19 protein-coding genes and 2 pseudogenes are annotated in these 25,395 nt (G+C 59.0%); 6 read left to right on the top strand and 15 right to left on the bottom strand.

The window, feature by feature from the left end; all coding sequences use genetic code 11:
* Positions 1-6 precede the first annotated feature (6 nt).
* The 6 genes and pseudogenes from ACIQU2_RS21880 to ACIQU2_RS21855 all read right to left on the bottom strand — a co-directional run.
* Positions 7-447, bottom strand: a pseudogene (locus ACIQU2_RS21880) (alkanesulfonate monooxygenase); the annotation flags it as partial.
* 121 nt (positions 448-568) lie between these two features.
* The gene (locus tag ACIQU2_RS21875) at positions 569-1,534 is read right to left on the bottom strand and encodes a sulfonate ABC transporter substrate-binding protein (RefSeq protein WP_403143931.1); all 966 of its coding nucleotides are present in this window, start codon (positions 1,532-1,534) and stop codon (positions 569-571) included.
* A 90-nt stretch (positions 1,535-1,624) separates the two neighbouring features.
* Positions 1,625-2,218 carry an NADPH-dependent FMN reductase gene (ssuE, locus tag ACIQU2_RS21870; protein ID WP_008150435.1) on the bottom strand — a complete coding sequence of 198 codons (594 nt, stop codon included), beginning with the start codon at positions 2,216-2,218 and terminating at the stop codon, positions 1,625-1,627.
* A 335-nt stretch (positions 2,219-2,553) separates the two neighbouring features.
* Positions 2,554-3,192 (bottom strand): peroxiredoxin, encoded by a 639-nt coding sequence (locus ACIQU2_RS21865; RefSeq protein ID WP_129440176.1) that lies wholly within the window; start codon positions 3,190-3,192, stop codon positions 2,554-2,556.
* Between the two features lie 296 nt (positions 3,193-3,488).
* Complete coding sequence (locus tag ACIQU2_RS21860; protein ID WP_403143929.1) at positions 3,489-4,853, bottom strand: OprD family porin; 1,365 nt, start codon at positions 4,851-4,853, stop codon at positions 3,489-3,491.
* Between the two features lie 352 nt (positions 4,854-5,205).
* Positions 5,206-6,530, bottom strand: a pseudogene (locus tag ACIQU2_RS21855) (OprD family outer membrane porin).
* Between the two features lie 349 nt (positions 6,531-6,879).
* Between ACIQU2_RS21855 and tauA the strand changes: the two are divergent.
* On the top strand, positions 6,880-7,869 hold the full coding sequence (tauA, locus tag ACIQU2_RS21850) for a taurine ABC transporter substrate-binding protein (protein WP_403143928.1): 990 nt from the start codon (positions 6,880-6,882) through the stop codon (positions 7,867-7,869).
* A 111-nt stretch (positions 7,870-7,980) separates the two neighbouring features.
* Here the strand turns inward: tauA and argA are convergent, their stop codons facing one another.
* Both argA and argE read right to left on the bottom strand, forming a co-directional pair.
* Positions 7,981-9,279, bottom strand: a complete 1,299-nt coding sequence (gene argA, locus ACIQU2_RS21845) for an amino-acid N-acetyltransferase (RefSeq protein ID WP_403143926.1) — start codon at positions 9,277-9,279, stop codon at positions 7,981-7,983.
* Between the two features lie 223 nt (positions 9,280-9,502).
* Entirely contained in the window at positions 9,503-10,669 is a 1,167-nt protein-coding gene (gene argE, locus ACIQU2_RS21840; protein ID WP_403143924.1) for an acetylornithine deacetylase, read from the bottom strand.
* 157 nt (positions 10,670-10,826) lie between these two features.
* On the opposite strand from argE, the gene ACIQU2_RS21835 reads away from it, so the two are divergent.
* Complete coding sequence (locus ACIQU2_RS21835; protein WP_403143922.1) at positions 10,827-12,194, top strand: inorganic triphosphatase; 1,368 nt, start codon at positions 10,827-10,829, stop codon at positions 12,192-12,194.
* Between the two features lie 86 nt (positions 12,195-12,280).
* Here the strand turns inward: ACIQU2_RS21835 and ACIQU2_RS21830 are convergent, their stop codons facing one another.
* Positions 12,281-12,751 carry an Lrp/AsnC family transcriptional regulator gene (locus ACIQU2_RS21830; protein WP_018927598.1) on the bottom strand — a complete coding sequence of 157 codons (471 nt, stop codon included), beginning with the start codon at positions 12,749-12,751 and terminating at the stop codon, positions 12,281-12,283.
* A 126-nt stretch (positions 12,752-12,877) separates the two neighbouring features.
* On the opposite strand from ACIQU2_RS21830, the gene ACIQU2_RS21825 reads away from it, so the two are divergent.
* The 4 genes from ACIQU2_RS21825 (at position 12,878) to ACIQU2_RS21810 (ending at position 16,361) form a co-directional block, all read left to right on the top strand.
* On the top strand, positions 12,878-13,216 hold the full coding sequence (locus ACIQU2_RS21825; RefSeq protein WP_403143919.1) for a hypothetical protein: 339 nt from the start codon (positions 12,878-12,880) through the stop codon (positions 13,214-13,216).
* Between the two features lie 90 nt (positions 13,217-13,306).
* Positions 13,307-15,091: an ATPase, T2SS/T4P/T4SS family gene (locus ACIQU2_RS21820; RefSeq protein ID WP_347802461.1), complete on the top strand. Its 1,785-nt coding sequence runs from the start codon at positions 13,307-13,309 to the stop codon at positions 15,089-15,091.
* A gap of 73 nt (positions 15,092-15,164) precedes the next feature.
* Positions 15,165-15,482, top strand: a complete 318-nt coding sequence (locus ACIQU2_RS21815) for a DUF2388 domain-containing protein (RefSeq protein ID WP_010466645.1) — start codon at positions 15,165-15,167, stop codon at positions 15,480-15,482.
* Between the two features lie 213 nt (positions 15,483-15,695).
* On the top strand, positions 15,696-16,361 hold the full coding sequence (locus tag ACIQU2_RS21810; RefSeq protein ID WP_403143916.1) for an outer membrane protein: 666 nt from the start codon (positions 15,696-15,698) through the stop codon (positions 16,359-16,361).
* A gap of 66 nt (positions 16,362-16,427) precedes the next feature.
* Here ACIQU2_RS21810 and gcvP read toward each other — a convergent pair whose 3' ends face one another.
* The 6 genes from gcvP to ACIQU2_RS21780 form a co-directional block, all read right to left on the bottom strand.
* Positions 16,428-19,301: an aminomethyl-transferring glycine dehydrogenase gene (gene gcvP, locus ACIQU2_RS21805; protein ID WP_403143914.1), complete on the bottom strand. Its 2,874-nt coding sequence runs from the start codon at positions 19,299-19,301 to the stop codon at positions 16,428-16,430.
* Positions 19,302-19,509: 208 nt separating this feature from the next.
* A complete protein-coding gene (gene gcvH, locus ACIQU2_RS21800; protein ID WP_403143913.1) occupies positions 19,510-19,893 on the bottom strand; it encodes a glycine cleavage system protein GcvH in 384 nt (127 codons plus the stop codon).
* A 50-nt stretch (positions 19,894-19,943) separates the two neighbouring features.
* Positions 19,944-21,026, bottom strand: a complete 1,083-nt coding sequence (gene gcvT / locus ACIQU2_RS21795) for a glycine cleavage system aminomethyltransferase GcvT (protein ID WP_403143911.1) — start codon at positions 21,024-21,026, stop codon at positions 19,944-19,946.
* A 156-nt stretch (positions 21,027-21,182) separates the two neighbouring features.
* The gene (locus ACIQU2_RS21790) at positions 21,183-22,799 is read right to left on the bottom strand and encodes an ABC transporter permease (RefSeq protein WP_403143910.1); all 1,617 of its coding nucleotides are present in this window, start codon (positions 22,797-22,799) and stop codon (positions 21,183-21,185) included.
* A 142-nt stretch (positions 22,800-22,941) separates the two neighbouring features.
* Positions 22,942-23,946, bottom strand: a complete 1,005-nt coding sequence (locus ACIQU2_RS21785; protein ID WP_403143909.1) for an extracellular solute-binding protein — start codon at positions 23,944-23,946, stop codon at positions 22,942-22,944.
* A 231-nt stretch (positions 23,947-24,177) separates the two neighbouring features.
* Positions 24,178-25,395: a 2-octaprenyl-3-methyl-6-methoxy-1,4-benzoquinol hydroxylase gene (locus ACIQU2_RS21780; protein ID WP_403143964.1), complete on the bottom strand. Its 1,218-nt coding sequence runs from the start codon at positions 25,393-25,395 to the stop codon at positions 24,178-24,180.

Raw genomic sequence — 25,395 nt, 5'->3', positions numbered from 1 at the left:
CGCGCCTCAGCTCTGCGACGCGGCTTTGGGGCGGATGTCGTTGGCGACCATCTCACCAAACGGGCTGACGTAACCGGCACTTTTCGGCAATTCCGGGCGCTCGATATCGAGGTGCGGGAACAGCAATTCGGCGACGCGGTACGACTCTTCCAGGTGTGGATAACCGGAGAAGATGAACGTATCGATGCCCAGGTCCGCGTATTCCTTCACGCGAGCGGCCACGGTCGGACCGTCGCCCACCAACGCTGTGCCGGCCCCGCCACGCACCAGACCGACACCGGCCCACAGGTTGGGGCTGACTTCCAGGTTGTCACGGCTGCCGCCATGCAGCGCGGCCATGCGTTGCTGACCGACCGAGTCGAAGCGCGCCAGAGAAGCTTGAGCGCGAGCGATGGTGTCGTCGTCCAGGTGAGAGATGAGCCGATCCGCCGCTTGCGCAACTTGTTGCAGATAACCGTGGTCGACGGCGCGAGCGCCTTCGGCGGTGCCGAGGTAATGGCCGTCGCCGTGGGTAGGCAGGAACCAGAAGATATTGAGGCTCATGGAGTGGTCTCCTTAGGGATTCGAATTACTGAGCTTTGGCAACGGCCGCCGGAGGCGTCCAGATCACGTCTTTGATGCTCAGCGGCTTTGGAATCAGCTTGAGCTGGTAGAAGCTGTCGGCGATTTTCTGTTGCGCGGCGACCACTTCAGGCGTGAGGAACAACGCGCCATAGCCTTGGCGTTTTACCGAAGTCAGGGTGATATCTGCCGGCAGGCCGAGCAGTGGCGAGACTTGTTTAGTCACGTCTTCGGGATTGGCCTTGGACCATTCGCCGACCGCACGCACTTCTTCCACGAGGGTCTTGATCACCTCAGGATTTTTCTGCGCATAAGGCTTGGTCGCGAGGTAGAACTGATGGTTGTCGACGATGCCTTGGCCATCACGCAACGTGCGTGCTTGCAGTTGCTGTTCGGCGGCAGCCTGGTACGGGTCCCAGATCACCCAGGCATCGACGCTGCCACGCTCGAACGCGGCGCGGGCATCGGCCGGCGGGAGGAATACGGTCTGGATGTCGGTGTATTTGAGGCCGGCGTCTTCCAGTGCGCGGACCAGCAAGTAGTGAACGTTGGAGCCTTTGTTCAGGACGACTTTCTTGCCCTTGAGGTCCTGCACCGATTTGATCGGCGAGTCCTTCGGCACCAGGATCGCTTCGCTGTGAGGCGCTGGTGGTTCGTAGGCGACGTAGAGCAGATCGGCGCCGGCGGCTTGAGCGAATACGGGTGGCGTTTCACCCGTAACGCCGAAGTCGATGGAGCCGACGTTCAGGCCTTCGAGCAGTTGCGGGCCGCCGGGGAATTCAGTCCATTGCACGTCCACGCCTTGGGCGGCGAGGTGTTTTTCCAAAGTGCCTTTGGCTTTGAGCAGCACCAGGGTGCCGTATTTTTGATAGCCGATTCGCAACGTCTCGGCTTGTGCTTGAGAAATAACGCCGAAGGACACAGCCGCAGCAAACAGAGCGACCAGACCACGACGCAAAATGACAGTGCGCATGGCGCTCTCCTTTTTGCAGTTGGGTTTTGGCTGCACCTGCTTGCCCGTTAGCGGGCCAGTAAGGTGGAGTACATCAAATTCGATTGAGGCTTAAATGCTCCAGCGAGCACTCAGCAAACGTTCATTCAACAGGTTCGGATCGATCGGCTTGGGCCGTCGGGCCATGGCGCTGAAAAACAGCTCCAGTGATTCATTCAGTCTTTCTTCCAGCTCCGGTGCCAACTGCGCCTGGACGCTGCCTTCGCCGTAAGCGATCTGGCTGTCTACGGCGAAAATCCCGTGAAGCATTTCCTGGGCTTTCAACGCCGACAGCACCGGCTTGAGCGCGTAATCCACCGCCAACATGTGAGCGATGCTGCCGCCGGTGGCCATTGGCAACACCACCTTGTGGGCCAGGGCACGCTCGGGTAGCAGGTCCAATACAGTTTTCAATGCGCCGGAGAACGACGCTTTGTAGACCGGCGTGGCGATCAGCAGGCCATCGGCGTTTTCAATCTGTTGCAGCAGGTCGATCACCTTCGGGCTGTCGAAGCGTGCATGCAGCAAGTCTTCGGCCGGGAAGTCCCGCACCTGGTAACTCACCACTTCCACACCTTGCTCCTGCAACCAGCGTTGGGAGCGCTCCAGCAGCACCCCGGAACGGGAGCGTTGGCTGGGACTGCCACCGAGTGAGACGACCAGCATTCAGACGATTCCTTGAGCGGTGTTGGCGATTCGCGGTTTGCGATCTCGCTTTGATGGAAGTGACCTTAACAGGTGATTGTTATATCCATAAATCATATTTATTCATTTGGTTATGCTTTGTAGATCTATGCGAGATGCCTTTTTCCGGGAAAAAAAAATAGGCCGTAAAAACGGCCTGAAATCCCCTGCTTTGTGGATACGGTTCAATCTGGATTCTGCGGCGCCTGGCCGGCCGTCATCGCGAGCAAGCTCGCTCCCACATTAGAGCGCGCTGTACCTGTGGGAGCGAGCTTGCTCGCGATAGCGATTTCAGCCTCACCGCAGGTGCTGGAGGTTTATCTGTTCGGCTGTGGCGTCAGGCGCAGGTACGGCTTCACCGCGCGATAGCCCTTGGGAAAGCGTTTCTTGATTTCGTCTTCGTCCTTGAGCGACGGCACGATCACTACTTCATCACCGTCCTGCCAGTTGGCCGGGGTGGCCACCTTGTAGTTGTCGGTGAGCTGCAGCGAGTCGATCACTCGCAGAATTTCATGGAAGTTACGCCCGGTGCTCGCCGGGTAGGTGATGGTCAGCCGAACCTTTTTGTTCGGGTCGATCACGAACAGCGAACGCACGGTCAGGGTGTCGTTGGCGTTGGGATGGATCAGGTCGTAGAGGTCCGAGACCTTGCGGTCGGCATCGGCAAGGATGGGGAAGTTGACGAGGGTGTTCTGGGTTTCGTTGATGTCTTCGATCCATTTGTGGTGCGAGTCCACCGGGTCCACGGACAGGGCAATGGCTTTCACACCACGCTGCGCAAACTCGTCCTTTAGCTTGGCAGTGAAGCCCAACTCGGTGGTGCACACCGGGGTGAAGTCCGCCGGGTGGGAAAACAGCACGCCCCAGCTATCGCCCAGCCATTCGTGGAAACGGAGGGTACCGGCGCTGGAATCCTGTTCAAAGTCGGGGGCGATATCGCCCAGTCTGAGGCTCATGGTGCTGCTCCTGGTGAGTGCTTGTTGAGGTCAACTGTGCCTGCATTTCTTATTCATTAAAAAGAATAAATATCGATTTGTTTAGATCGTAAATGAATATTAAAAATGTGTTCACTGGACCTCGCCCGCGGTCGGGACGACTATCACCCACAAGGTTCGAGAAGGCCTTGAGTTGCTGCACAAAGAGGGAAATTTCGAGGAAGGTTTACGGGGGTGAGCCTGACTTGAAAACGCAAAAGCCCCGCCCGGCGAGATGCCGGGCGGGGCTTTTTTTTACTTCAGTTGCGCGAGTGCTATTACAACAGCGGGAGCGAGTAGCTGACGATCAGGCGGTTTTCGTCCTGGTCGCGCACGCCCACCATGTCGGTGCGCCACATAGCGTTTCTCCAAGCAATGCCAAGGTTTTTCAGCGGGCCTTCCTGAATGACGTAAGCAACAGAGATGTCACGTTCCCACTCGGATTGACCGGTAGTCTTGGCGCGAGCAGCAGTGTTGGCCACGGTATCGATGTCGCTACCCTTCAGGTAGACAACTCCGGCGGTCAAACCAGGAACGCCCACCTTGGCGAAGTCGTAAGCGTAACGAGCTTGCCAGGTACGCTCGCCGGCACGGGCGAATTTCTGGATCTGCATGTCGGTAGTCAGATAAGCCGACGAACCGTCACCCTGATTCAGCCAAGGGAAGTCGCTGCTGCCGTTGCTGACCTGATAGCCGCCTCCGAAGGTGTGACCGGCAACCGAGTACAGGAACAAGCCGCTATACAGGTTGTTGTCGACCTTGCCACGACCGGCGCGGAAACCGTCGTAATTACCCGATGTGTAGTAAGCGGTATCGTGACCGTTGGCACCGTCATCGGAGCTGTTGAAGTAACGCAGGTCAGACTTCAAAACGCCCGGACCGATCGACCAGTTATGGGTCAGACCGAGGAAGTGTTGTTTGTAGAAATCTTCCAGGTTGCCGTAGTAGTACTGGGCAGTCAGGTCCTTGGTGATCTTGTAGTCACCACCGGCGTAGTAGAATTTGTTGCTGTCGCGAAAGTTCACACCGCGGGTGTTCGCACCAGCCAGCGACAGGCTTTCGTTATCGGTGGAGTTACGGCCCTTGGCCTTCTCAATCTGACCGGCAACCAACGTCAGGTCTTTGATGTCGTTGGTAGTGATTTGACCGCCCTGGAAAGTTTGCGGCAGCAAACGACCGTCGTTAGTCACGATAACCGGCAATTTTGGTTGCAGAGTACCCAACTTCAACTCTGTCTGAGAGACCTTAACCTTACCGGTCACGCCCAAACTGGCGTAATCATGGACAGCCTTGTTGCCGTCACTTGGGAACACAGTACCGCCTGAAGCCGTACCGGTATAGTTGCCATGGTCTTCGCGGCTGGAATCCAGTCGCACGCCATACAGGCCAATGGCGTCAACACCGAATTGGACAGTACCTTGGGTGTAACCCGAGATAAAGCGCAGATCGAAGCCTTGACCCCATTCCGCGTTCTTGCTCCTGGTGTTAGACGTTGCCGATGGATGGCCATTACGGTTATCGGTGTTGATGTAGAAGTTACGCAGCCCCAAAGTAGCCTTGCTGTCTTCGATGAAACCGGCGGCGCCTGCCTGCTGCGCCATAACCCCTACGGCCACAGCCAGGGCCAAGGTGGACTTGTTCATTTGTTTCGCTCCTATCGTTTCTAATTCTTGAGGTCCTGGGTCGAATGCCCTGGATCCTGAAATGCTCGGTTAGTGCCAGACCGTGTGACTACGGCGATGGCCTGACCCCTGTGATTTTGGCCCGCATAATAAACACAAAAAGAATTATTTCATCATTTTTCATGCCATTCAGGAATATAGCTTCGCGCTATTCCCCTGAGTCGGGACACAAGGTATCGGCTCATAAGCCACCCACTTTAGGCGTTTGGCCTAAAAGCTAAAAAGAATAAAAAATTACTAAGTAAGCTCTACTTGGAATAATGAAACACACAAAAAAAGCCTCGCTAGCAGGCGAGGCTTTTTCTAATGGTTTTTACAGGAAGCTGTAGGTGTAGTTGAAGATCAGACGGGTCTGGTCCTTGTCGGCAAGGCCGGCTGCGTCGCCACGGTAGACGCCATGACGCACCGTTGCGCCTAAGCCTTTGAGCGCGCCCTGCTGAATGGTGTAGTCCACCCGCATGTCGCGCTCCCACTCGGACGCATCGCTGCCACCTGTTGCGGATTTGATGTTTTCGCCCTTCAAGTAAGCCACGGACGCTTTCAGACCCGGCACACCCGCAGCGGCGAAATCGTAGGTGTATTGACCGAACGTGGTGTTTTCACCTGCACGGACAAAACCGTTGATCATGGCATCGGTGAACAGGTAGAAGCTGGTACCACCGTTACCTTCCGGACGACCATTGCCGTCAACCACGCTGCCCTGGTTCAGATAGACGAAACCGCCGTCATCATTGACGCGTTGGTGACCAAGCAGGAAGGCGTTACCCCCCAGGGTGTAGGTGAACATGGCGCTCCAGGTCTTGTTATCGACCTCGCCCGGGGTCTTGGCGAAACCACCGTTGTTGTTGAAGCGGTAACCGGCGTCGCCGTTCTTGCCATCGGAGCTGCTGTCAAAATAGCGCAGGTCTGTCTTGAAGGACTGTTTGGCGTCGATCGGGAAAACGTGAATCAAGCCAAGGAAGTCCTGCTTGTAGTAATCCTTCAGATTCGAGTGGTAGTACTGCAGGGTGAGATCCTTGGTGACCTTCCAGTCAGCACCGGCGTAACGGAACTGATTGCTGTCCTGAGTACCGCCAGCCACGGCCAGGCCGGTGGAGTTTGAAGAGGCGCGACCCGCCGAGTGCTCCAACTGACCCGCGTTGAGGGTCACGTTGTCGATTTCCTTCGAGGTGATGGTGCCACCGTCAAAGGTCTGTGGCAGCAGGCGGCTGTGATCGGCATGTTCGGTTGCAGAGCGCCACCCAGGTGGGCTTCGGTCTTCGAGAAGCGGGCCTTGACGTTGGCTGCCGCGCGGCTCCACTCGTGCACGGCCGAACCATCGGTGTCGCTTGGGAAAAACGTGTTGTTGTTGGCTGGATGGTGACCTTTGTCGCCGTCCAGATGGATACCCACGAGAGCCTGGGCGTCGATACCGAAGCCGACCGTACCTTGGGTGAAACCGGACAGATAATCGAACTTGAGGCCTTCAGCGGTCTCTCTCTGATCCGAGCCACCGGCATCGCGGTTATCGTCGTTGTAATACATGGTGCGAGAACTGACGGAAGCTTTGCTGTCTTCGATGAAACCCGCGGCGCCTGCCTGCTGCGCCAGAACCCCAACGGCCACGGCAACACCCAGAGCCAAGGTGGACTTGTTCATTGTTTCGCTCCTCTCGTTTCTAATTCTTGTGTTCCTGGTCCTGGGTCGTATGCCCGGGCTCCTAAGATCCGCGATTAGCGCCAGACCGTGACTCACAAGTCAATCGTAACCATGTGTGTCTACGACCATGGTCTAATCCCCAATAAATTCCTTCCTTGCCGGGCCATAAACCCAAAAAGAATCAACCAATTCTTTTTCATACCGTTTAGGAATTTAGCTCCGCACTACCCCTTAAGCCGGGACACGGGCGCCGGCTCATAAGCTAATTCCTAAATGGTATTTGTGAGACTTTTTTTAGATCGATTAGCTTTGATGCATTCACGATCAATCCCTATCGAAAGGCAGCGCCATGACGACCAAACGCGCACTATCCGGCCCAATTGTTACAGTTTGTGTATCGCTAATAATTTCTTTTAGCGCCCAGGCGGCGAACCTCACGGTCGGTTATCAAACCGGTATCGACCCCAGCAAAGTCCCCCAGGCAGACGGACTGTACGAGAAAACCATCGGCCAAAAAATTGACTGGCGTCGTTTCAATAGCGGCCCGGAAGTGGTTACTGCCATTGCTTCCGGCGACGTGCAGATTGGCAACCTCGGCTCAAGTCCGCTGGCAGCCGCTGCTTCTCGCAATCTGCCGATCGTTGCGTTCATTGTTTCCGCTCAAATCAACGCCGCTGAAGCACTGGTGGTGCGTAACGGCAGCGGCATCGATAAACCGGAAGATCTGATCGGCAAGACCATCGCCACACCCTTCGTTTCAACCTCCCACTACAGTTTGCTGGGTGCGTTGAAGCACTGGGGCCTGGATGCCTCGAAAGTCAAAGTGGTGAATTTGCAACCGGCGGAAATCGCGGCGGCGTGGAAGCGTGGTGACATCGATGGTGCGTTTGTCTGGTCACCCGCCCTGGGGGAAATTCGCAAGACTGGCAAGACTTTGACCGACGCTGCACAGGTCGGCCAATGGGGTGCTCCGACCTTCGAGGTCTGGGTCGCGCGCAAGGATTACGCCGAGAAGCACCCAGAGGTTGTGGCCAAATTCGCCAAGGTCACGCTGGACTCGTTCGCCGACTATGCCGCGCATAAGGACAGCTGGACTGCTGACTCGGTGCCGGTGCAAAAAATCGCCAAACTGACCGGTGCCAATGCCGTCGATGTGCCGGAGTTGCTGGCCGGTTCTATGTTCCCGGATGCTAAAGCCCAACAGACCACCGCGCTGCTGGACGGCGGCACGGCCAAAGCGATTGGCGAGACGGCGAAGTTCTTGAAGGAACAAGGGAAGGTTGAGACGGTGCTGCCGGATTATTCGCCGTATGTCAGTGCGAAGTTTGTCACCCAATGATTGCTGACGGCTGCTGCGCAGCCGATCGCGAGCAAGCTCGCTCCCACAGGGATCTTTGGCGTTTACAAAACCACTGTGGGAGCGAGCTTGCTCGCGATGGGGGCCCTGCGGTTACAAGGTTTTTTCGAAGATCTTCGAATTACGCTGATAGTTGTACAGCGACGCCCGCGCTGATGGCAGACGCTCTACGCTGCTCGGCACAAACCCGCGCTCGCGAAACCAGTGAGCGGTCCGGGTCGTCAGTACGAACAAGGTTTTCAGCCCCTGCGCCCGGGCGCGGGTTTCGATGCGCTCCAGCAGCTCATCACCACGACCGCCATGGCGGTATTCCGGGTTCACCGCCAGACACGCCAACTCCCCCGCATCCGAATCAGCAATCTGATACAGCGCCGCACACGCGATGATCATGCCTTCGCGCTCGACCACACTGAACTGCTCGATCTCACGCTCCAGCACCTCGCGGGAACGCCGCACCAGAATGCCCTGCTCTTCCAGCGGGCTGATCAAATCCAGCAAACCACCGACGTCTTCGATCGCCGCTTCGCGCACAATCTCGAATTGCTCCTGGGCCACCAGCGTACCGCCACCGTCGCGGGTGAACAGCTCGGTCAGCAGCGCACCGTCTTCGGCGTAGCTGACGATATGACTGCGCGCCACGCCGCCGCGGCAGGCCTCAGCGGCCGCATCCAACAGCTCAGCTTGATAGTTGCTGCCCAGGCGCTGCAGATGCGCCGGCACCTGTTGCGGACGCAACTCACGAACCAGGTGACCGTTTTCATCGATCAGACCCAGGTCGGCGCCGAACAACAGCAGCTTGTCCGCCCCCAGATCGATGGCCGCGCGAGTGGCAACGTCTTCACAGGCGAGGTTGAAAATCTCACCGGTCGGCGAGTAACCCAGTGGCGACAACAGCACGATGGAACGCTCATCCAGCAGGCGATTGATGCCCTTGCGGTCGACCCGACGCACTTCGCCGGTGTGGTGATAGTCGACGCCTTCGAGCACGCCGATTGGCCGCGCCGTCACCAGGTTGCCGCTGGCCACCCGCAGACGCGAGCCCTGCATCGGCGATGAAGCCATGTCCATGGACAGCCGCGCTTCGATGGCGATACGCAGCTGGCCGACCGCATCGATCACACACTCCAGCGTTGCGGCATCGGTGATGCGCATCCCGTGGTGGTAATGCGGGGTCAGGCCGCGCGCAGCCAGGCGGGTTTCAATTTGCGGACGGGAACCGTGAACCAGCACCAGTCGCACGCCGAGGCTGTGCAACAGCACCAGGTCGTGGACGATATTGCCGAAGTTCGGGTGCTCCACGCCGTCGCCGGGCAGCATGACGACGAAGGTGCAATCGCGGTGGGCGTTGATGTAAGGCGAAGCGTGACGAAGCCAATTAACGTATTCGGGCATGAACCTGGGCCTGTAATAAATAGCAGCCAAAAAATGGGCGAAACAGAAAACGCACAGCGGGCTGATGGTTATCGTCGGAACAGGCTTGGCGACACGCGCGCTCTCCTCATGAATACGGGTTAAAACACCGGCAATTTAACCGCGAGCCCTGTAGGAGCTGCCGAAGGCTGCGATCTTTTGATCTTAAAAATCACAATCAAAAGATCGCAGCCTTCGGCAGCTCCTACACTGGCATCGCCGTTTTGGCCGGCGTCAGGCAGTAATGTTCAATCAGTTGACGTAATAGATGCACCGTAGGCTGCAAACGTGACATTTCGAGGTATTCCCCCGGTTGGTGCGCACAGGCGATGTCGCCAGGGCCGAGCACCAGGGTTTCGCAGCCAAGACGCTGAAGATAAGGCGCTTCGGTGCCAAACGCCACTGCTTCGGCACGATGGCCGGTGAGCTTTTCCGCGACCCGGACCAATTCTGCATCCTCGGCCTGCTCGAACGGCGGCACTTCGGGGAACAGCGGCGCGTAATCGATCTTCACCTGATGCCATTTGGCAATAGGCTTGAGCTTCTGCAGAATCTCCGCGCGCAGGGCATTGGGGTCCATGCCCGGCAACGGACGTAGATCGAATTCCAGCGAACACTGGCCGCAAATGCGGTTGGGGTTATCGCCACCATGGATGCAACCGAAATTCAGGGTCGGCGTCGGCACGCTGAACTGTGGATTACGGAACTCACGCTGCCACAACAGGCGCAAGCCGCGCAGTTCACCAATGGCATCGTGCATGGCTTCGAGGGCGCTGTGACCAAGGCGTGGGTCCGAGGAGTGGCCGCTCTGGCCGAGGATGTCGATTCGCTCCATCATGATGCCTTTGTGCATGCGGATCGGCTTCAGCCCGGTCGGCTCGCCGATCACCGCCGCACGACCGAGCGGACGCCCGGCTTCGGCCAGGGCACGAGCGCCGGACATCGAGCTTTCTTCATCGCAGGTGGCGAGGATCAGCAGCGGTTGCTTGAACGGCTGATCGAGCAGAGGTATGACGGCTTCGATGGCCAGCGCGAAAAAGCCCTTCATGTCGCAACTGCCCAGACCCACCCAGCGACCATCAACTTCGGTCAGCTTCAGCGGATCGGTTTGCCACAGCGCGCCATCGAACGGCACGGTGTCACTGTGACCGGCCAGCACCAGGCCGCCGGGGCCGGAACCGAAACTGGCCAGCAGATTGAATTTGCCGGGGCTGACCTGCTGGATGTCGCAGGTAAAACCCAGGTCGCCGAGCCACGTCGCCAACAGGTCAATCACTGGACGGTTCGATTGATCGAGGCTGGGTTGGGTGCAACTGACGGACGGCGCAGCGATCAGCGCAGCGAATTGATCTTTCATGGACGGCAAAAGCATCGCTGACTCCAACTCCCGATTTGAACTCCATCATAGAACCATCCGGCGACAGGAATAAACCGCCGCGGCGCGTAGGGCTGATGAGTCCTGTACACTGCACGACCTTGGCAGCCACACATTCCCCCCGGCTGCGCTCCCGATCCTGGATTTTCCGGCCATGCAGAAAGAAACCGAAATCAAACTCCGCGTCAGCCGAGAAACTCTCGCTGCCCTGCGCGAGCACCCGCTCCTGAAAAAACGCAACAAAAGTGGCTGGGAACGCCGTGAGTTGATGAACCAGTACTTCGACACGCCTGAGCGCGACCTGGCCCGCGCCAAGGTTGCCCTGCGCCTGCGCCGCGATGGCGAAGAAGTGATTCAGACCCTCAAGACCCGCGGCCAGAGCGTTGCCGGTCTGTCCGTGCGTAACGAATACGACTGGAACCTGCCCAAAGCCAAGCTCGACGTGAAGAAACTCGACGGCGAATGCTGGCCTGAAGAGTTGGCCGAGCTGGACAAGAAAACCCTGAAGGCAATCTTCACCACCGATTTCGTCCGCGAACGCGCTGAAATCGCCTGGGGCCGTGGCAAGACCAAAGTGGTGATCGAAGCCGCACTGGATCTGGGTCACGTGATCGTAGGCAAGCAGAAAGAAGAAATCTGCGAACTGGAACTGGAACTGCGCGAAGGTGAGCCGGCCGCTCTGCTGGAACTGGCCGCCGAACTAGCCGCGACCCTGGCCCTGATGCCGTGTGACATCAGCAAGGCCGAGCGCGGTTATCGCCTATACGACGCCAACAGCTACTCGTTGAGCCTGCCGGCGCCACAGATCACCGCCGAAACCCCGCTGGACGACGCTTTTGCCGCGCTGAGCTGGCACTTGCTGAGCAGCAGCCAACGCCTGGCCGAGCAGTATCGCTTCAATGGCCACTGGCGCCTGTTGCAGGACTGGGTCGAAAACCTGGCTGAATTGCGCGCGTTGCTGAGCAGCCTGGGTCAAGCCGCACCGCGTCAGTCGACGCACGATCTGCGCGTCGCGCTGGATGCCTTGCTCGAAGACTGGCGTCCGCTGGTGCAAGCCGGTGTCGACGACGAAGACGTGCGCAAAGCCGCGCCGGAGCAATTCCTCGAAGAACTCGAAGACCCGCGCTGGGGCCTGTTCTCGCTGAACACTTCGCGCTGGTTGCTGGCCCGCACGTGGGCTGCCGATCGCAACGTCCGCGGCAATCGCCAGGGCGCTGCGCAATTGGGCAGTTGGTTGCCGCGTCTGCTGGGTGAAGAAGCGACTTCCCTGCAACTGCAGCGTTATCAGCAACAGCCGGAAGACCTGGCCGAGCAACTGCCGCGCATCGAGCGCATCCAGGCTTGGCTGCACCATGCCCGCAGCGTGCTGGACATCCCGGAAATGGATCGCTTGTACGGTGAGCTGAAACAGCTTGCTCAATTGGCGAACGAGCCGATCACCGATGAATCGCTGGATGCGCGCAAGCAGCAGGCGATTGCGGTGTATCAGAATCGTGCGTGGAAGATGCTGCTGCGTATGTAAGACCGCCAAAAGATCGCAGCCTTCGGCAGCTCCTACAGGTGTACGCATTCCCTTGTAGGAGCTGCCGCAGGCTGCGATCTTTTGCTTTACCGCAACACCGGCAAACTCGTCGTGGATTTGATCTCCGACAACGCCACGATCGAGTTCACCTCCTGAATCCCCGGCACCATCGACAGCTTCTCGAAGAAAAACCGCTCATACGCCTCGATGTCCGCCGTGACGATCCGCAGCAAGAAATCCACCGACCCCATCAGCACATAACACTCCAGCACTTCAGGAAAGCCGCGAATCGCCTCGGTGAATTCGGTGAAGTTCGAACGCCCGTGAGCGTTGAGTTTGATTTCGGCGAAGATCTGCGTGTTCAGACCGATTTTCTTCCGGTCGAGCAAGGTCACCTGCCCCCGAATAATCCCCTCCTCCTTCATCCGCTGTATCCGTCGCCAGCACGGCGACTGCGACAGCCCGACCTGCTCGGCGATTTGCGCGCTGGAGAGCGAAGCGTCCTCTTGCAGCAACGCCAGAATCTTGCGGTCGTAGCCATCCAGCTCGCTATGCATAAAAAAACCTTTGATTGATAACTTAACGAATCAAGCAATTCAAATAATCGCCAATGAGCCCAATCATAGATAAGAAATGCCCGGCACCGAATGTAAAAATTCCTCCAGTGATTTTGGAGACCGACCATGCCGCATCTAGAAGCCGTCAACACCCCGCACACCCGCGCCGATGTCTGGAACGTCAGCAACGCCCACTGCCGCGTTCACTATCAACTGCTGGCCGAGGCCGAACCGGATCTGCTGTGCCGGGCGCTCAACCTGTTCGCCTTGCAGTTTCTGACGCCGCAACAGGTCAACGTGCAGCGGATGGACGATCTGCTGGCGATCGACATCGTGATGGACGACCTGAGCTGGCACCGCGCCCAGGTGATCGCGGAAAAATTACGTAACCTGATCAGCGTCTGTTCGGTTGAGCTGCAAGCAGCTGATTGCGCGTGGGATGAACCGGCTCAGGCGGCGGGCTGAAAAAACTCGACACGGCTTCGTCGGATAGTGGCCCAACGGTCTGCGGGTCCGCGACTATCCTTTGCGAACTGTTGTTCATGAGGAGCCCGCATGTCCGTTCAACCTGCCATTCAGGACCGCTGGCTGGATCTCAATGATTTGCTGCGTGAACTGGTCGCCCAAGGCTTTATCAGCCAGGACTCGGCTGAACACGCGCTCAATGCTCGACGCCGTCACGCTGCCAATGGCCAGATGCACCCGCTGGAATTCATCGCCAGCCAACACCTGGACGACCTCAGCCGTCCCGGTAAACACCTCGACCTGGAAAGCCTGACGCTTTGGCTGTCGCAGCAGGCCGGTCAGCCTTATCTGCGTATCGATCCGCTGAAAATCAATGTGGCAGCGATTACGCCGCTGATGTCCTACGCGTTCGCTCAGCGCCACAAGATTCTTGCGGTGTCTATCGACCGCGACGCGGTGACCGTGGCCAGCGCCCAACCCTACGTCACCGGCTGGGAAGCCGACCTGACCCATGTGCTGAAGCTGCCGATCAAGCGTGTGGTCGCCAACCCGGTCGACATCCAGCGCTTCAGCGTGGAGTTTTTCCGCCTGGCCAAATCGGTCAGCGGCGCGACCAACGCCGATCAGCAGATGAACACCCTGGGCAATTTCGAACAGCTGCTCAACCTCGGCGCCAGCGACCAAGAACCGGACGCCAACGACGCGCACATCGTCAACATCGTCGACTGGTTGTTCCAGTACGCGTTCCAGCAACGCGCCAGCGACATCCACATCGAACCCCGGCGCGAACAAGGCACGGTGCGTTTTCGCATCGATGGCGTGCTGCACAACGTCTATCAATTCCCGCCGCAAGTGACCATGGCCATCGTCAGCCGCCTGAAAAGCCTCGGGCGAATGAACGTCGCGGAAAAACGCAAACCCCAGGACGGCCGGGTGAAAACCAAGACCCCGGACGGTGGTGAAGTCGAGCTGCGGCTGTCTACGTTGCCAACGGCGTTCGGCGAAAAAATGGTCATGCGGATCTTCGACCCGGAGGTACTGCTCAAGAACTTTGATCAGTTGGGCTTCTCCGCCGAAGACTTGCGCCGCTGGCAGGACATGACGAGCCAGCCCAACGGCATCATTCTGGTCACTGGCCCTACCGGTTCCGGCAAGACCACCACGCTGTACACCACCCTGAAGAAACTGGCGACGCCGGAGGTCAACCTCTGCACCATCGAAGACCCGATCGAAATGGTCGAGCCGGCGTTCAACCAGATGCAGGTCCAGCACAACATCGACCTGACCTTCGCCGCCGGTGTGCGCGCGCTGATGCGACAGGATCCGGACATCATCATGATCGGTGAGATCCGAGATCTGGAAACCGCTGAAATGGCGATCCAGGCTGCGCTCACCGGCCACTTGGTGCTGTCGACGCTGCACACTAACGATGCGCCGAGCGCGATCAGCCGCTTGCTGGAACTGGGTGTGCCGCATTACCTGATCAAAGCCACGGTGCTTGGCGTCATGGCCCAGCGCCTGGTCCGCACCTTGTGCCCGCATTGCAAGGCACTGCTGACCCTGGGTGAAGAAGACTGGCAAACCTTGACCCGGCCCTGGCAGGCACCGTTGCCGAACAACGCACATCGCGCCATCGGTTGCCTGGAATGCCGCGATACCGGTTACCGCGGCCGCGCCGGAGTCTATGAAATCATGCAGCTGACGGACGGCGTCAAGGCGCTGATCAACCCCGACACCGATTTGCTGGCCGTGCGGCGTCAGGCGTTCAAGGAAGGCATGCGCAGTTTGCGGTTGTCAGGGGCGCAAAAAGTGGCGGCGGGTTTGACGACGATTGAGGAGGTATTGCGGGTGACGCCGCAGAGCGAACAAAAGTAGGCGCGGCCGTCATGGAACTCGATTGGGGGATTGGCAATCCAACGCCGTAGTTAACCCAGTGGAGTCACCCAATATGCGTCTCAAACTTGCTGTCGCTACCATCGCCTTGTTGTCCCTTCCTGTCGGTTCGGCGATGGCCGATAGCTTTTGGCGTAACGTCATCTCGTCCGGTGCGACTACCGGTTCGACCTACCTGACTTTCAAGGATCACAAGCTGATCGTTGCTGCCCAGGACGATGCCGGCAGCTTTGTCGCCAGTGACGGCGGCATTCGCGGTCCATACCTGGAGGCCGCGATGCAGAAAGTCCGCGCCGACAACCCTGGCCTGCAGGCCACGGACATGGAACTGGCGAACGCGATCCTGGCGAAGAATGCCGTGGCTTCGGAATAAGCGTTGTTGCTGAATAAAAAATGCCGCTCTCAATGAGCGGTATTTTTTTGAACCAGAGAAATTGCATAGCTATTTCCTACGTAGGCTAACGCCAAAACACTGACATGCAGACGAGTTTTCACCGACCTACTGATGAAAGCTCTGATATGAGCGCCAGACGTGCGAACTCAAACTTTGTCGATTCGGATTACCCCCACAAGCGAATCGACTCACATGAAAAAACCAGTCTTATCTTTACTTCTGCTGGCCGCCTACAGTCACGTTTCCCAAGCCGAAGGCCTGTACGGCTCGATAAAAATCCAGAACGTCCAGCAAGAACTTGCCGACGCCCTGCTCACAAGTCCCAGAGTGAACAACCGTATCGTCAGTCCGGAGCGCAACAAAGATGTCGGCGGCTCCGTTGCGCTCGGCTATGAGTTCATAGGTGGCTGGCGCCTGGAAAGCGAGTACACCATCAAGCAGGACTCGGAGTTCAAGAGTTACTGGGCGCCATTCAACGCCAACGTTAACAACATGCAGGTCTCATCCAAGCGCCTGATGTTCAATGCCTACAAGGACTTCCCCTTGACCCAAAGCCTATCGCTGTACGCCATGACCGGCGCAGGTGTGGCCCATATCAATTCCGAAGGCTACCAGTCCAACCCTTCACGTCGATTTGCCAACAATACCCAAAACAATTTCGCCTACACCCTGGGCGTCGGTGCAGACCTAAAACTGACCCGGCAAATTACCGTCGGCACCGGCTACCGCTATGTCGACATGGGTAAGGTTGAAACCGGCTATAACACCTTCGCCAACCGCATCAATGCACGGGACGAACAGCTAAAGGGCAAGCTTCGAGAGCAGAATCTTTACGTTGAAGCGCGGATGTCGTTCTGATTCATGACTCAAAAAAATGCCGCTCTCCATGAGCGGCATTTTTTTGCTGGAATACAAAACGGTGTGTCAGCGGTAATCATCCACCGGAACACACGCACAAAACAGATTGCGGTCACCGTAGACATTGTCCACCCGGTTCACCACCGGCCAGTACTTATGCGCCTTGGTGTGAGCATCCGGCGTCACCGCCTGCTCGATGGTGTAGGGCCGCTCCCACACCCCGGTGATATCCGCCAGGGTATGCGGCGAACGTTTCAGCGGGTTGTCATCGGCCGGCCAGTTGCCATTCTGCACCTCGGTGATTTCCGCGCGGATACTCAGCATCGCCCCGATAAACCGGTCCAGCTCTGCCTTCGACTCACTTTCGGTGGGTTCTACCATCAACGTCCCCGGCACTGGAAACGACATGGTCGGCGCATGGAAGCCATAGTCCATCAGCCGCTTGGCGACGTCCTCCTCGCTGATCCCGGTCAGCGCCTTGAGTGGCCGCAGGTCGAGAATGCATTCGTGAGCCACCCGTTCGTTACGCCCGGTGTAAAGCACCGGAAACGCCCCGGACAAGTGTTGCGCCAGGTAATTCGCGGCGAGAATCGCCACCTCACTGGCATCCGCCAATTGCGGCCCCATCATCGCAATGTACATCCAGCTGATCGGCAGGATGCTCGCACTGCCCCAGGGCGCCGCGCTGACTGCGCCGTTCTGCGCCAGCGGTCCGTCGATCGGTACCACCGGGTGATTGGCCACGAACGGCGCCAGATGCGCGCGCACACCAATCGGCCCCATGCCCGGCCCGCCGCCACCATGTGGAATGCAGAAGGTCTTGTGTAAATTCATGTGGGACACGTCGGCGCCTATGTCCGCCGGGCGCGCCAGTCCGACCTGGGCGTTGAGGTTGGCGCCATCCATGTACACCTGGCCGCCGTGGCTGTGGATAACTTCGCAGATTTCGCTGATGCCTTCCTCGTATACGCCGTGGGTCGAAGGATACGTCGCCATCAGGCAGGCGAGTTTGTCTCCTGCTTCTGCGGCCTTGCCTTTGAGGTCATCCAGATCAACGTTGCCCGCCTCGTCGCATTCGACGATCACCACCCGCATCCCGGCCATCTGCGCCGAAGCCGGATTGGTGCCGTGGGCCGAGGACGGGATCAGGCAAATATCCCGCGCGCCCTCATGACGACTCTCGTGATATTTGCGGATCGCCAGCAACCCGGCGTACTCGCCTTGGGCGCCAGAGTTGGGTTGCATACAGATCGCGTCGAAACCGGTAATCGCGCAGAGCCAACGCTCCAGTTCTTCGATCATCAGCGAATAACCGACCGCCTGCTCTTTCGGCACAAACGGGTGCAGGTTGGCGAACTGCGGCCACGTGATCGGGATCATCTCGCTGGTGGCATTGAGCTTCATGGTGCAGGAGCCCAGCGGGATCATCGATTGGTTGAGCGCCAGGTCCTTGTTCTCCAGTTGCTTGAGGTAGCGCAACATCTCGGTTTCGCTGTGATGGGCGCTGAACACCGGGTGGCGTAAATAAGGCGAGGTGCGCAGCAGACCTGCGGGAATGCCGGAATCGAGGGCTTCAGCGTCCAGTTCCTCGACGTTAAGCCCATGATCGGCACCGAGGAACACATCAAACAACTTCGCGACGGTGGATTCGTCAGAGGTTTCGTCGAGGCTCAGTCCCAACTGCCCGCGCCCGAGAATGCGCAAATTGATCTGTTTAGCCTGGGCACTTTCGATGATTGCCGTCTGAGTACCACCGACCTCCAGCGTCAGCGTGTCGAAAAAGTGTTTATTAAGGCGGGTGATACCGTGGCGCTCCAGGCCAGCGGCAAGGATGCTGGTCAGCCGATGGACGCGCTGGGCAATGCGTTTAAGCCCTTCCGGACCGTGATAGACCGCATAGAAACTGGCAATGTTGGCCAGCAGCACTTGAGCCGTGCAAATGTTTGAGTTGGCCTTCTCCCGGCGGATATGTTGCTCGCGGGTTTGCAGGGCCATGCGCAGGGCGACATTGCCGCGAGCATCTTTCGACACGCCGATGATCCGCCCGGGAATCGCCCGTTTGTACTCATCGCGACTGGCAAAAAACGCCGCGTGCGGCCCGCCGTAACCCATGGGCACGCCGAAACGCTGGGATGAACCGAACACCACGTCGGCGCCCAACTCCCCCGGCGGCGTCAGTAACAGCAAACTCAGCAGGTCGGTTGCGACACACGCCAAGGCTTGCTGCGCATGCAGATGATCGATCAAGGGACGAAGATCGCGGATCTCGCCGTGGGTATCGGGATACTGCAGGAGCGCGCCGAACACCTGGTGCTGTTTCAAGTTATCCACAGTGTCGATGATGAGTTCGAAGCCGAACCCTTCTGCCCGGGTCTGCACCACGGAAATGGTCTGCGGATGACAGTTTTCGTCGACGAAGAACAGATTGCTTCTGGACTTGGCGACACGCTTGGCCAGTGCCATGGCTTCCGCCGCCGCCGTGGCTTCGTCCAGCAACGAGGCGTTGGCCAGTTCCAGGCCCGTGAGGTCGATGGTCAATTGCTGAAAGTTCAGCAGCGCTTCGAGCCGCCCTTGGGCGATCTCTGGTTGATACGGCGTGTACGCGGTGTACCAACCGGGATTTTCCAGCACGTTGCGCACAATGACGGTCGGCGTGAGGGTGCCGTGGTAGCCCATGCCGATCAGGCTGGTCCAGACCTGGTTTTGCTCAGCGTAACCGCGCAGTTTGGCCAGCGCGGCTTCTTCGTCGAGCGCGGGCGGCAGGTCGAGCGGCCTGTTCAGGCGGATTCCCGGCGGCACCGTCTGCTCGATCAACTCGACCCGGCTGCCGAGGCCGAGGCTGTCGAGCATCGCCTGTTGCTCGGCGGCATCGGGCCCGAGGTGGCGGCGAAGGAAGGCATTGGGGTCGCGTAACTGGCTCAAGGACGGCAACTGGGACATGACGGGCTCTCTCTTGACTGGCGCTCAACGTCGATGCAACACGGTCAAACCAGCATAGCAGTCGATGTCGCAGTGCCCTTGAACATCAAAAGATCGCAGCCTCGTTTCACTCGACAGCTCCTACATTGGAATGCGATCTTTTGATCCATGATCTGCAAGGCATAAAAAAGCCCCGACAAGTCGGGGCTTTGGGGATGACGCTAAACGCTTACTCGCCGATGGCGGCCTTGTAGCCAGCTGCATCGAGCAGCTTGTCCAGATCGCCAGCGTTGCTTGGCTTGAGCTTGAAGATCCAGGCACCGTACGGGTCGGAGTTGAGCAACTCAGGGTTAGCGCTCAGTTCTTCGTTGATGGCAATCACTTCACCGGCAACCGGGGAGTAGATGTCCGAAGCGGCTTTAACCGACTCCACCACACCGGATTGATCACCGGCAGCAAAGACTGTTCCGACTTCGGTCAGCTCAACGAACACCACGTCGCCCAAGGCTTCCTGAGCGTGATCGCTGATGCCCACGGTGACGCTGCCATCGGCTTCGAGACGGGCCCACTCGTGACTTTCGGCAAAACGCAGGCCGGCAGGAATATCGCTCATGTTCTGTGTCCTCAAGAGAATTGTCAGCGGTCGTTGCCCGCCAGAAAAGGTTAGATCAAGGTTTTGCCATGGCGTACGAAGGTCGGTTTGACCACGCGGACCGGGTACCACTTGCCACGGATTTCCACTTCTGCGCGGTCGGCTGTCGCCATCGGCACGCGCGCCAGTGCTATCGACTTGCTAAGCGTAGGAGAGAAACTACCACTGGTGATCTCCCCTTCGCCAACATTGGCGATGCGGACTACTTGATGAGCGCGCAAAACCCCACGCTCCTCAAGGACCAGACCGACCAGTTTGTGCTGCACGCCAACCGCCCGCTCGGCTTCTAGAGCGCTGCGACCGATGAACTGGCGAGTGGCCGGTTCCCAGGCAATGCTCCAGGCCATGTTGGAGGCTAGCGGTGAAACGTCTTGGTGAATGTCCTGACCGTAGAGGTTCATGCCGGCTTCGACCCGCAGAGTATCGCGCGCGCCTAGGCCAATCGGCGAGATGCCCGCGCCCACCAGATCGTTAAAGAATCCTGGCGCTTGACTGGCCGGCAGAACGATTTCCAGGCCATCTTCGCCGGTGTAACCCGTGCGTGCGATGAACCAGTCACCATCGGCCTGGCCTTCGAAGGGCTTGAGCATCTGAATCAGGTTGCCGCGGGACTGGGTCACCAGTTCGGAAATTTTGTGCCGGGCCTGGGGACCTTGAATGGCCAGCATCGCCAGCTCGGAGCGCTCGTTGAGCCGCACCTTGAAACCATCGAGGTGAGCCTGCATCCAGGCGAGGTCCTGATTGCGGGTGGAGGCGTTGACCACCAGCCGATAACCATCCTCGAGACGGTAGACGATCATGTCGTCGACGATGCCGCCGCGCTCGTTGAGCATGGTGCTGTACAAGGCACGGCCAGGGCTGTGCAGACGTTCGACGTCATTGGCCAGCAAATGCTGGAGCCAGGCCTTGGCCTGAGGGCCGCTGACATCGATCACGGTCATGTGGGACACATCGAAAACCCCGCAATCGCGACGCACCTGATGGTGTTCCTCGACCTGCGAGCCGTAATGCAAAGGCATATCCCAACCGCCAAAATCGACCATCTTCGCGCCGAGGGCGAGATGAAGGTCATACAGAGGCGTGCGCTGTCCCATGGGTTTCTCCTTCCGGGCGTGGCGAAGGTGCGGGCCGGTGCTGCACGGGGTGAAAGCCTTGAAATACAAGGCTTCCAGCCGATTTCAGCTACCTGGTCTGTAGGACGGACCGCACCGAATGCCGCGCATTGTAGCCTCAAGGTGTAGGACTGGCACCTAGGCGTTTCGATGCGCCGAACGTCGAATCAATCCGATGACCGGTAACAGCCCGACCAAAACCAGCGTCAAGGCCGGCAACGAGGCCCTCGCCCACTCGCCTTCGCTGGTCATTTCGAAGATCCGTACTGCCAGCGTGTCCCAGCCAAACGGGCGCATCAGAAGGGTCGCGGGCATTTCCTTGAGCACATCGACGAACACCAGCAACGCAGCGCTCAACGTGCCGGGCAGCAATAACGGCAGATACACTTTGAAAAACAGTCGTGGCCCACTGACGCCAAGGCTACGTGCCGCTTCGGGCAAAGATGGCCGTATTCGCGCCAGACTGCTTTCCAGCGGCCCATACGCCACCGCGATGAAACGCACCAGATAGGCCAGCAACAACGCCGACAGGCTGCCCAGCAACAATGGCTTGCCAGCGCCGCCCAACCAACCCGATAACGGGATCACCAGTTCGCGATCCAGGTAACTGAACGCCAGCATGATCGACACCGCCAGCACCGAACCCGGCAAGGCGTAGCCGAGGTTGGCCAGGCTGATGCCGGTGCGGATCGCTCGGGTCGGCGCAAGTCGGCGGGCAAACGCCAGCACTAAAGCAACACTGACGGTGATCAGCGCCGCCATGCCGCCCAGGTACAACGTATGGACGATCAACCCTGCGTAACGCTCATCCAGGTCGAAGCGCCCGCGCTGCCAGAACCACACCATCAGTTGCAGCATCGGAATGACGAAGGCACACGCGAACACCAGAGCGCACCAACTCATGGCCGCCAGCGCTTTGAAACCGCGCAGGTGATACAGCGCCTTGACCCGAGGTCGTTCGTTGCTCGCCCGGTTGGCCCCGCGAGCACGGCGCTCGCCGTACAGCACGACCATCACCACCAGCAGCAACAGGCTGGCCAGTTGCGCGGCGGTGGAGAGGCTGAAAAATCCGTACCAGGTCTTGTAGATGGCGGTCGTGAACGTGTCGAAGTTGAACACCGACACCGCACCGAAATCCGCCAGTGTTTCCATCAACGCCAGCGCCACGCCAGCGCCGATGGCCGGGCGCGCCATGGGCAACGCGACTCGCCAGAACGCTTGCCACGGGGATTGCCCCAGGACTCGCGCCGCTTCCATCAAGCCTTTGCCCTGAGCCAGGAACGCGGTTCGCGCCAACAGGTAAACGTAGGGGTAGAAGACCAGCACCAGGACCAGAATCACGCCGCCAGTGGAGCGCACGCGCGGCAACCTCAAGCCCGAGCCGAACCATTCGCGCAACAGGGTTTGCACGGGGCCGGCAAAATCCAACAGGCCGACGAAGACGAATGCCAGCACGTAAGCGGGAATGGCGAATGGCAGCATCAGCGCCCAGTCCAGCCAACGCCGACCGGGGAATTCGCAGAGGCTGGTGAGCCAGGCGAGGCTCACACCCAAGAGCGTTACGCCGATACCGACGCCGAGTACGAGGGTCAGGGTATTGCCCAGCAGGCGCGGCATCTGGGTATCCCAGAGGTGGGACCAGATTTGATGATCGATGGTTTGCCATGACAACAGCAAAACGCTAAGTGGCAGCAGGACCAGCGCAGCGATGGCGAAGACCAGGGGGTACCAGCGGCGTTGGGCGGGGTGGGCCAATGAAAAGCTCTCTGCGGTGAAACAATGAAATGTACGTTAAACGCAAAAAGATCGCAGCCTGCGGCAGCTCCTACAGGGTAAACACTATCCCCATGTAGGAGCTGCCGCAGGCTGCGATCTTTTGCTCTTTAAAACAGCAGAGTCAGTTCCAACCCGCCCGATCCATCATCCGAATCGCTTCAGCCTGACGCTTGCCGGCAATTTCCACAGGCAAGGTATCGGCGACAAACTTGCCCCAGCTCGCCACCTCAGCAGACGGCTGAACCGCAGGGTTGGCCGGGAATTCCTGGTTCACGTCAGCAAAGATCTTCTGCGCTTCAGGCGTGGTCATCCATTCAACCAAGGCCTTGGCCGCTTCCGGGTGCGGGGCGTGTTTGGTCAAGCCGATGCCCGACAGGTTGACGTGTACGCCACGATCACCCTGGTTCGGCCAGAACAGCTTCACCGCCAGATCAGGCTTCTGCTTGTGCAGGCGACCGTAGTAGTACGTGTTGACGATACCGACGTCGCATTGACCCGCGTTGATGGCCTCCAGCACCGCGATGTCATCCGAGAACACATCGGTGGACAGGTTATTCACCCAGCCCTTGAGAATCTTCTCGGTTTTGTCGGCGCCATGGACTTCGATCATGGTGGCGGTCAGGGACTGGTTGTAGACCTTCTTCGCCGTGCGCAGGCACAGGCGGCCTTCCCAGTTCTTGTCGGCCAGACCTTCGTAGGTGGTCAACTCACCGGGTTTCACCCGATCGGTGGAGTAAGCGATGGTCCTCGCCCGCAGGCTCAGGCCAGTCCAGGCATGGGCGGATGAGCGGTATTGCAGCGGGATGTTGGCGTCGATCACCTTGGAAGTGAACGGTTGCAGGATGCCCATTTGCTCGGCCTGCCAGAGGTTGCCGGCATCGACGGTCAGCAGCAGATCCGCGGTGGCGTTCTCGCCCTCGGCCTTGATCCGCTGCATCAGCGGCGCTTCCTTGTCGGTGATGAACTTCACCTGCACGCCGGTTTTCGCGGTGTAGGCATCGAAGACCGGTTTGATCAGCTCGTCGATACGCGAGGAGTAAACCACCACCTCGTCAGCGGCCTGGGCAGCAGCGCTGCCAATCAGGGTCAGGGCGAATGCGGTCAGTAGACGCTTCGGTATCAACATGGGAGCGATCTCTCGGTTGAAAAAGTAAGGGCAAATGATATGGACTCACATTTACCTTCTCAATCGAACAGTTCGCGGAGGCGTTACCAGATGTTGCACCGCTGGAAATTTGCGGTGAATGTACCGGCCTCATCGCGAGCAAGCTCGCTCCCACAGGGGATCTTCAGTGTTCACAAACCCAATGTGGGAGCGAGCTTGCTCGCGATGGGGCCACTAGCCACACAGAAAACCTCAGGCCTTGGCGAGTGCCGGCAGATCCCCGGTCAACCCCAGCGCCTCACGCACGAACAGAGCCTTGGCTTCGGGCATTTGGTCGACCATCTTTAACCCGGCATTGCGCAACCAGCGAATCGGCAACGGATCAGCCTGAAACAGGCGCTCGAAGCCTTCCATCGCCGCCATCAACGCCAGGTTGTGGGGCATGCGTCGACGTTCGTAACGGCTGAGCACTTTCACATCCGCCAGACGCTCGCCACGCGTGGCCGCTTGCAACAGCACTTCCGCCAGCACGGCGGCATCGAGGAAACCAAGGTTCACGCCCTGCCCGGCCAGCGGGTGAATGGTGTGCGCCGCATCACCGATCAACGCCAAACCTTCAGCCACATAACGCTTGGCATGACGCTGCCGCAGCGGTACGCACAGACGCGGATCGGCGCTGAGCACCTTACCGAGTCGGCCTTCGAAGGCCCGCTCCAGCTCTTTGCAGAAACCGTCGTCATCCAGCGCCATCAGGCGTTCGGCTTCGCTCGGGGTGGTCGACCAGACGATCGAACACCAATCCTGCTGACCGTCACGCTCCAGCGGCAAAAACGCCAGCGGCCCGTTGTCGGTGAAGCGCTGCCAGGCAGTCATTTGATGAGGCTTGGCGCTGCGCACGCTGGTGACAATCGCGTGGTGCATGTAGTCCCACTCGCGAGTCGCCATGCCGGTCAGACGCCGAACGGCGGAATTAGCGCCATCCGCTGCGATCACCAAAGGTGCGCGCAAGGTGCGGCCATCGGCCAGGGTCAGCAGCCACTCGTCGCCGGAGCGACGCATTTGCTCCAGGCGCGCGTTGGCCAACATTCCAAGATCGCAGTCGTGCAAGCGGTCGAGCAAGGCGTCCTGAACCACGCGGTTCTCGACGATATGCCCCAGCACGTCGGCATGCACACTGGTCGCCGAAAAGTGGATTTGCCCGGTGCCGCTGCCGTCCCAAACGTGCATGTCGGTGTAGGGGCTGCTGCGCCGATTGGCGATGCCGCCCCAAACGCCCAGACGCTCAAGAATCCGCTGGCTGGCCGTTGACAAGGCACTGACTCGCGGTTCGAACGGCGCCTGCCCATCGAAGGGTTTGACGCTCAGGGGGCTGCCGTCCAGCAGCAGGACTTCCAGCCCGCTGTCCTGCAACGCCAGCGCCAGGGTGCTACCGACCATTCCGGCCCCGACAATCAGCAGATCTGCGCGCAT

This window comes from Pseudomonas sp. NPDC098740 (genome assembly GCF_044760065.1).
Classification (GTDB): Bacteria; Pseudomonadota; Gammaproteobacteria; order Pseudomonadales; family Pseudomonadaceae; genus Aquipseudomonas; species Aquipseudomonas rossensis.
This window is presented reverse-complemented; position numbering and strand designations above follow the sequence as displayed.

Excerpts from the sequence above, each read along its gene's own strand:
- ACIQU2_RS21875 (WP_403143931.1), bottom strand. The coding sequence starts at position 1,534 with ATGCGCACTGTCATTTTGCGTCGTGGTCTGGTCGCTCTGTTTGCTGCG.
- ssuE (WP_008150435.1), bottom strand. The coding sequence starts at position 2,218 with ATGCTGGTCGTCTCACTCGGTGGCAGTCCCAGCCAACGCTCCCGTTCC.
- ACIQU2_RS21865 (WP_129440176.1), bottom strand. The coding sequence starts at position 3,192 with ATGAGCCTCAGACTGGGCGATATCGCCCCCGACTTTGAACAGGATTCC.
- ACIQU2_RS21860 (WP_403143929.1), bottom strand. The coding sequence starts at position 4,853 with ATGAACAAGTCCACCTTGGCCCTGGCTGTGGCCGTAGGGGTTATGGCG.
- tauA (WP_403143928.1), top strand. The coding sequence starts at position 6,880 with ATGACGACCAAACGCGCACTATCCGGCCCAATTGTTACAGTTTGTGTA.
- argA (WP_403143926.1), bottom strand. The coding sequence starts at position 9,279 with ATGCCCGAATACGTTAATTGGCTTCGTCACGCTTCGCCTTACATCAAC.
- argE (WP_403143924.1), bottom strand. The coding sequence starts at position 10,669 with ATGCTTTTGCCGTCCATGAAAGATCAATTCGCTGCGCTGATCGCTGCG.
- ACIQU2_RS21835 (WP_403143922.1), top strand. The coding sequence starts at position 10,827 with ATGCAGAAAGAAACCGAAATCAAACTCCGCGTCAGCCGAGAAACTCTC.
- ACIQU2_RS21830 (WP_018927598.1), bottom strand. The coding sequence starts at position 12,751 with ATGCATAGCGAGCTGGATGGCTACGACCGCAAGATTCTGGCGTTGCTG.
- ACIQU2_RS21825 (WP_403143919.1), top strand. The coding sequence starts at position 12,878 with ATGCCGCATCTAGAAGCCGTCAACACCCCGCACACCCGCGCCGATGTC.
- ACIQU2_RS21820 (WP_347802461.1), top strand. The coding sequence starts at position 13,307 with ATGTCCGTTCAACCTGCCATTCAGGACCGCTGGCTGGATCTCAATGAT.
- ACIQU2_RS21815 (WP_010466645.1), top strand. The coding sequence starts at position 15,165 with ATGCGTCTCAAACTTGCTGTCGCTACCATCGCCTTGTTGTCCCTTCCT.
- ACIQU2_RS21810 (WP_403143916.1), top strand. The coding sequence starts at position 15,696 with ATGAAAAAACCAGTCTTATCTTTACTTCTGCTGGCCGCCTACAGTCAC.
- gcvP (WP_403143914.1), bottom strand. The coding sequence starts at position 19,301 with ATGTCCCAGTTGCCGTCCTTGAGCCAGTTACGCGACCCCAATGCCTTC.
- gcvH (WP_403143913.1), bottom strand. The coding sequence starts at position 19,893 with ATGAGCGATATTCCTGCCGGCCTGCGTTTTGCCGAAAGTCACGAGTGG.
- gcvT (WP_403143911.1), bottom strand. The coding sequence starts at position 21,026 with ATGGGACAGCGCACGCCTCTGTATGACCTTCATCTCGCCCTCGGCGCG.
- ACIQU2_RS21785 (WP_403143909.1), bottom strand. The coding sequence starts at position 23,946 with ATGTTGATACCGAAGCGTCTACTGACCGCATTCGCCCTGACCCTGATT.
- ACIQU2_RS21780 (WP_403143964.1), bottom strand. The coding sequence starts at position 25,395 with ATGCGCGCAGATCTGCTGATTGTCGGGGCCGGAATGGTCGGTAGCACC.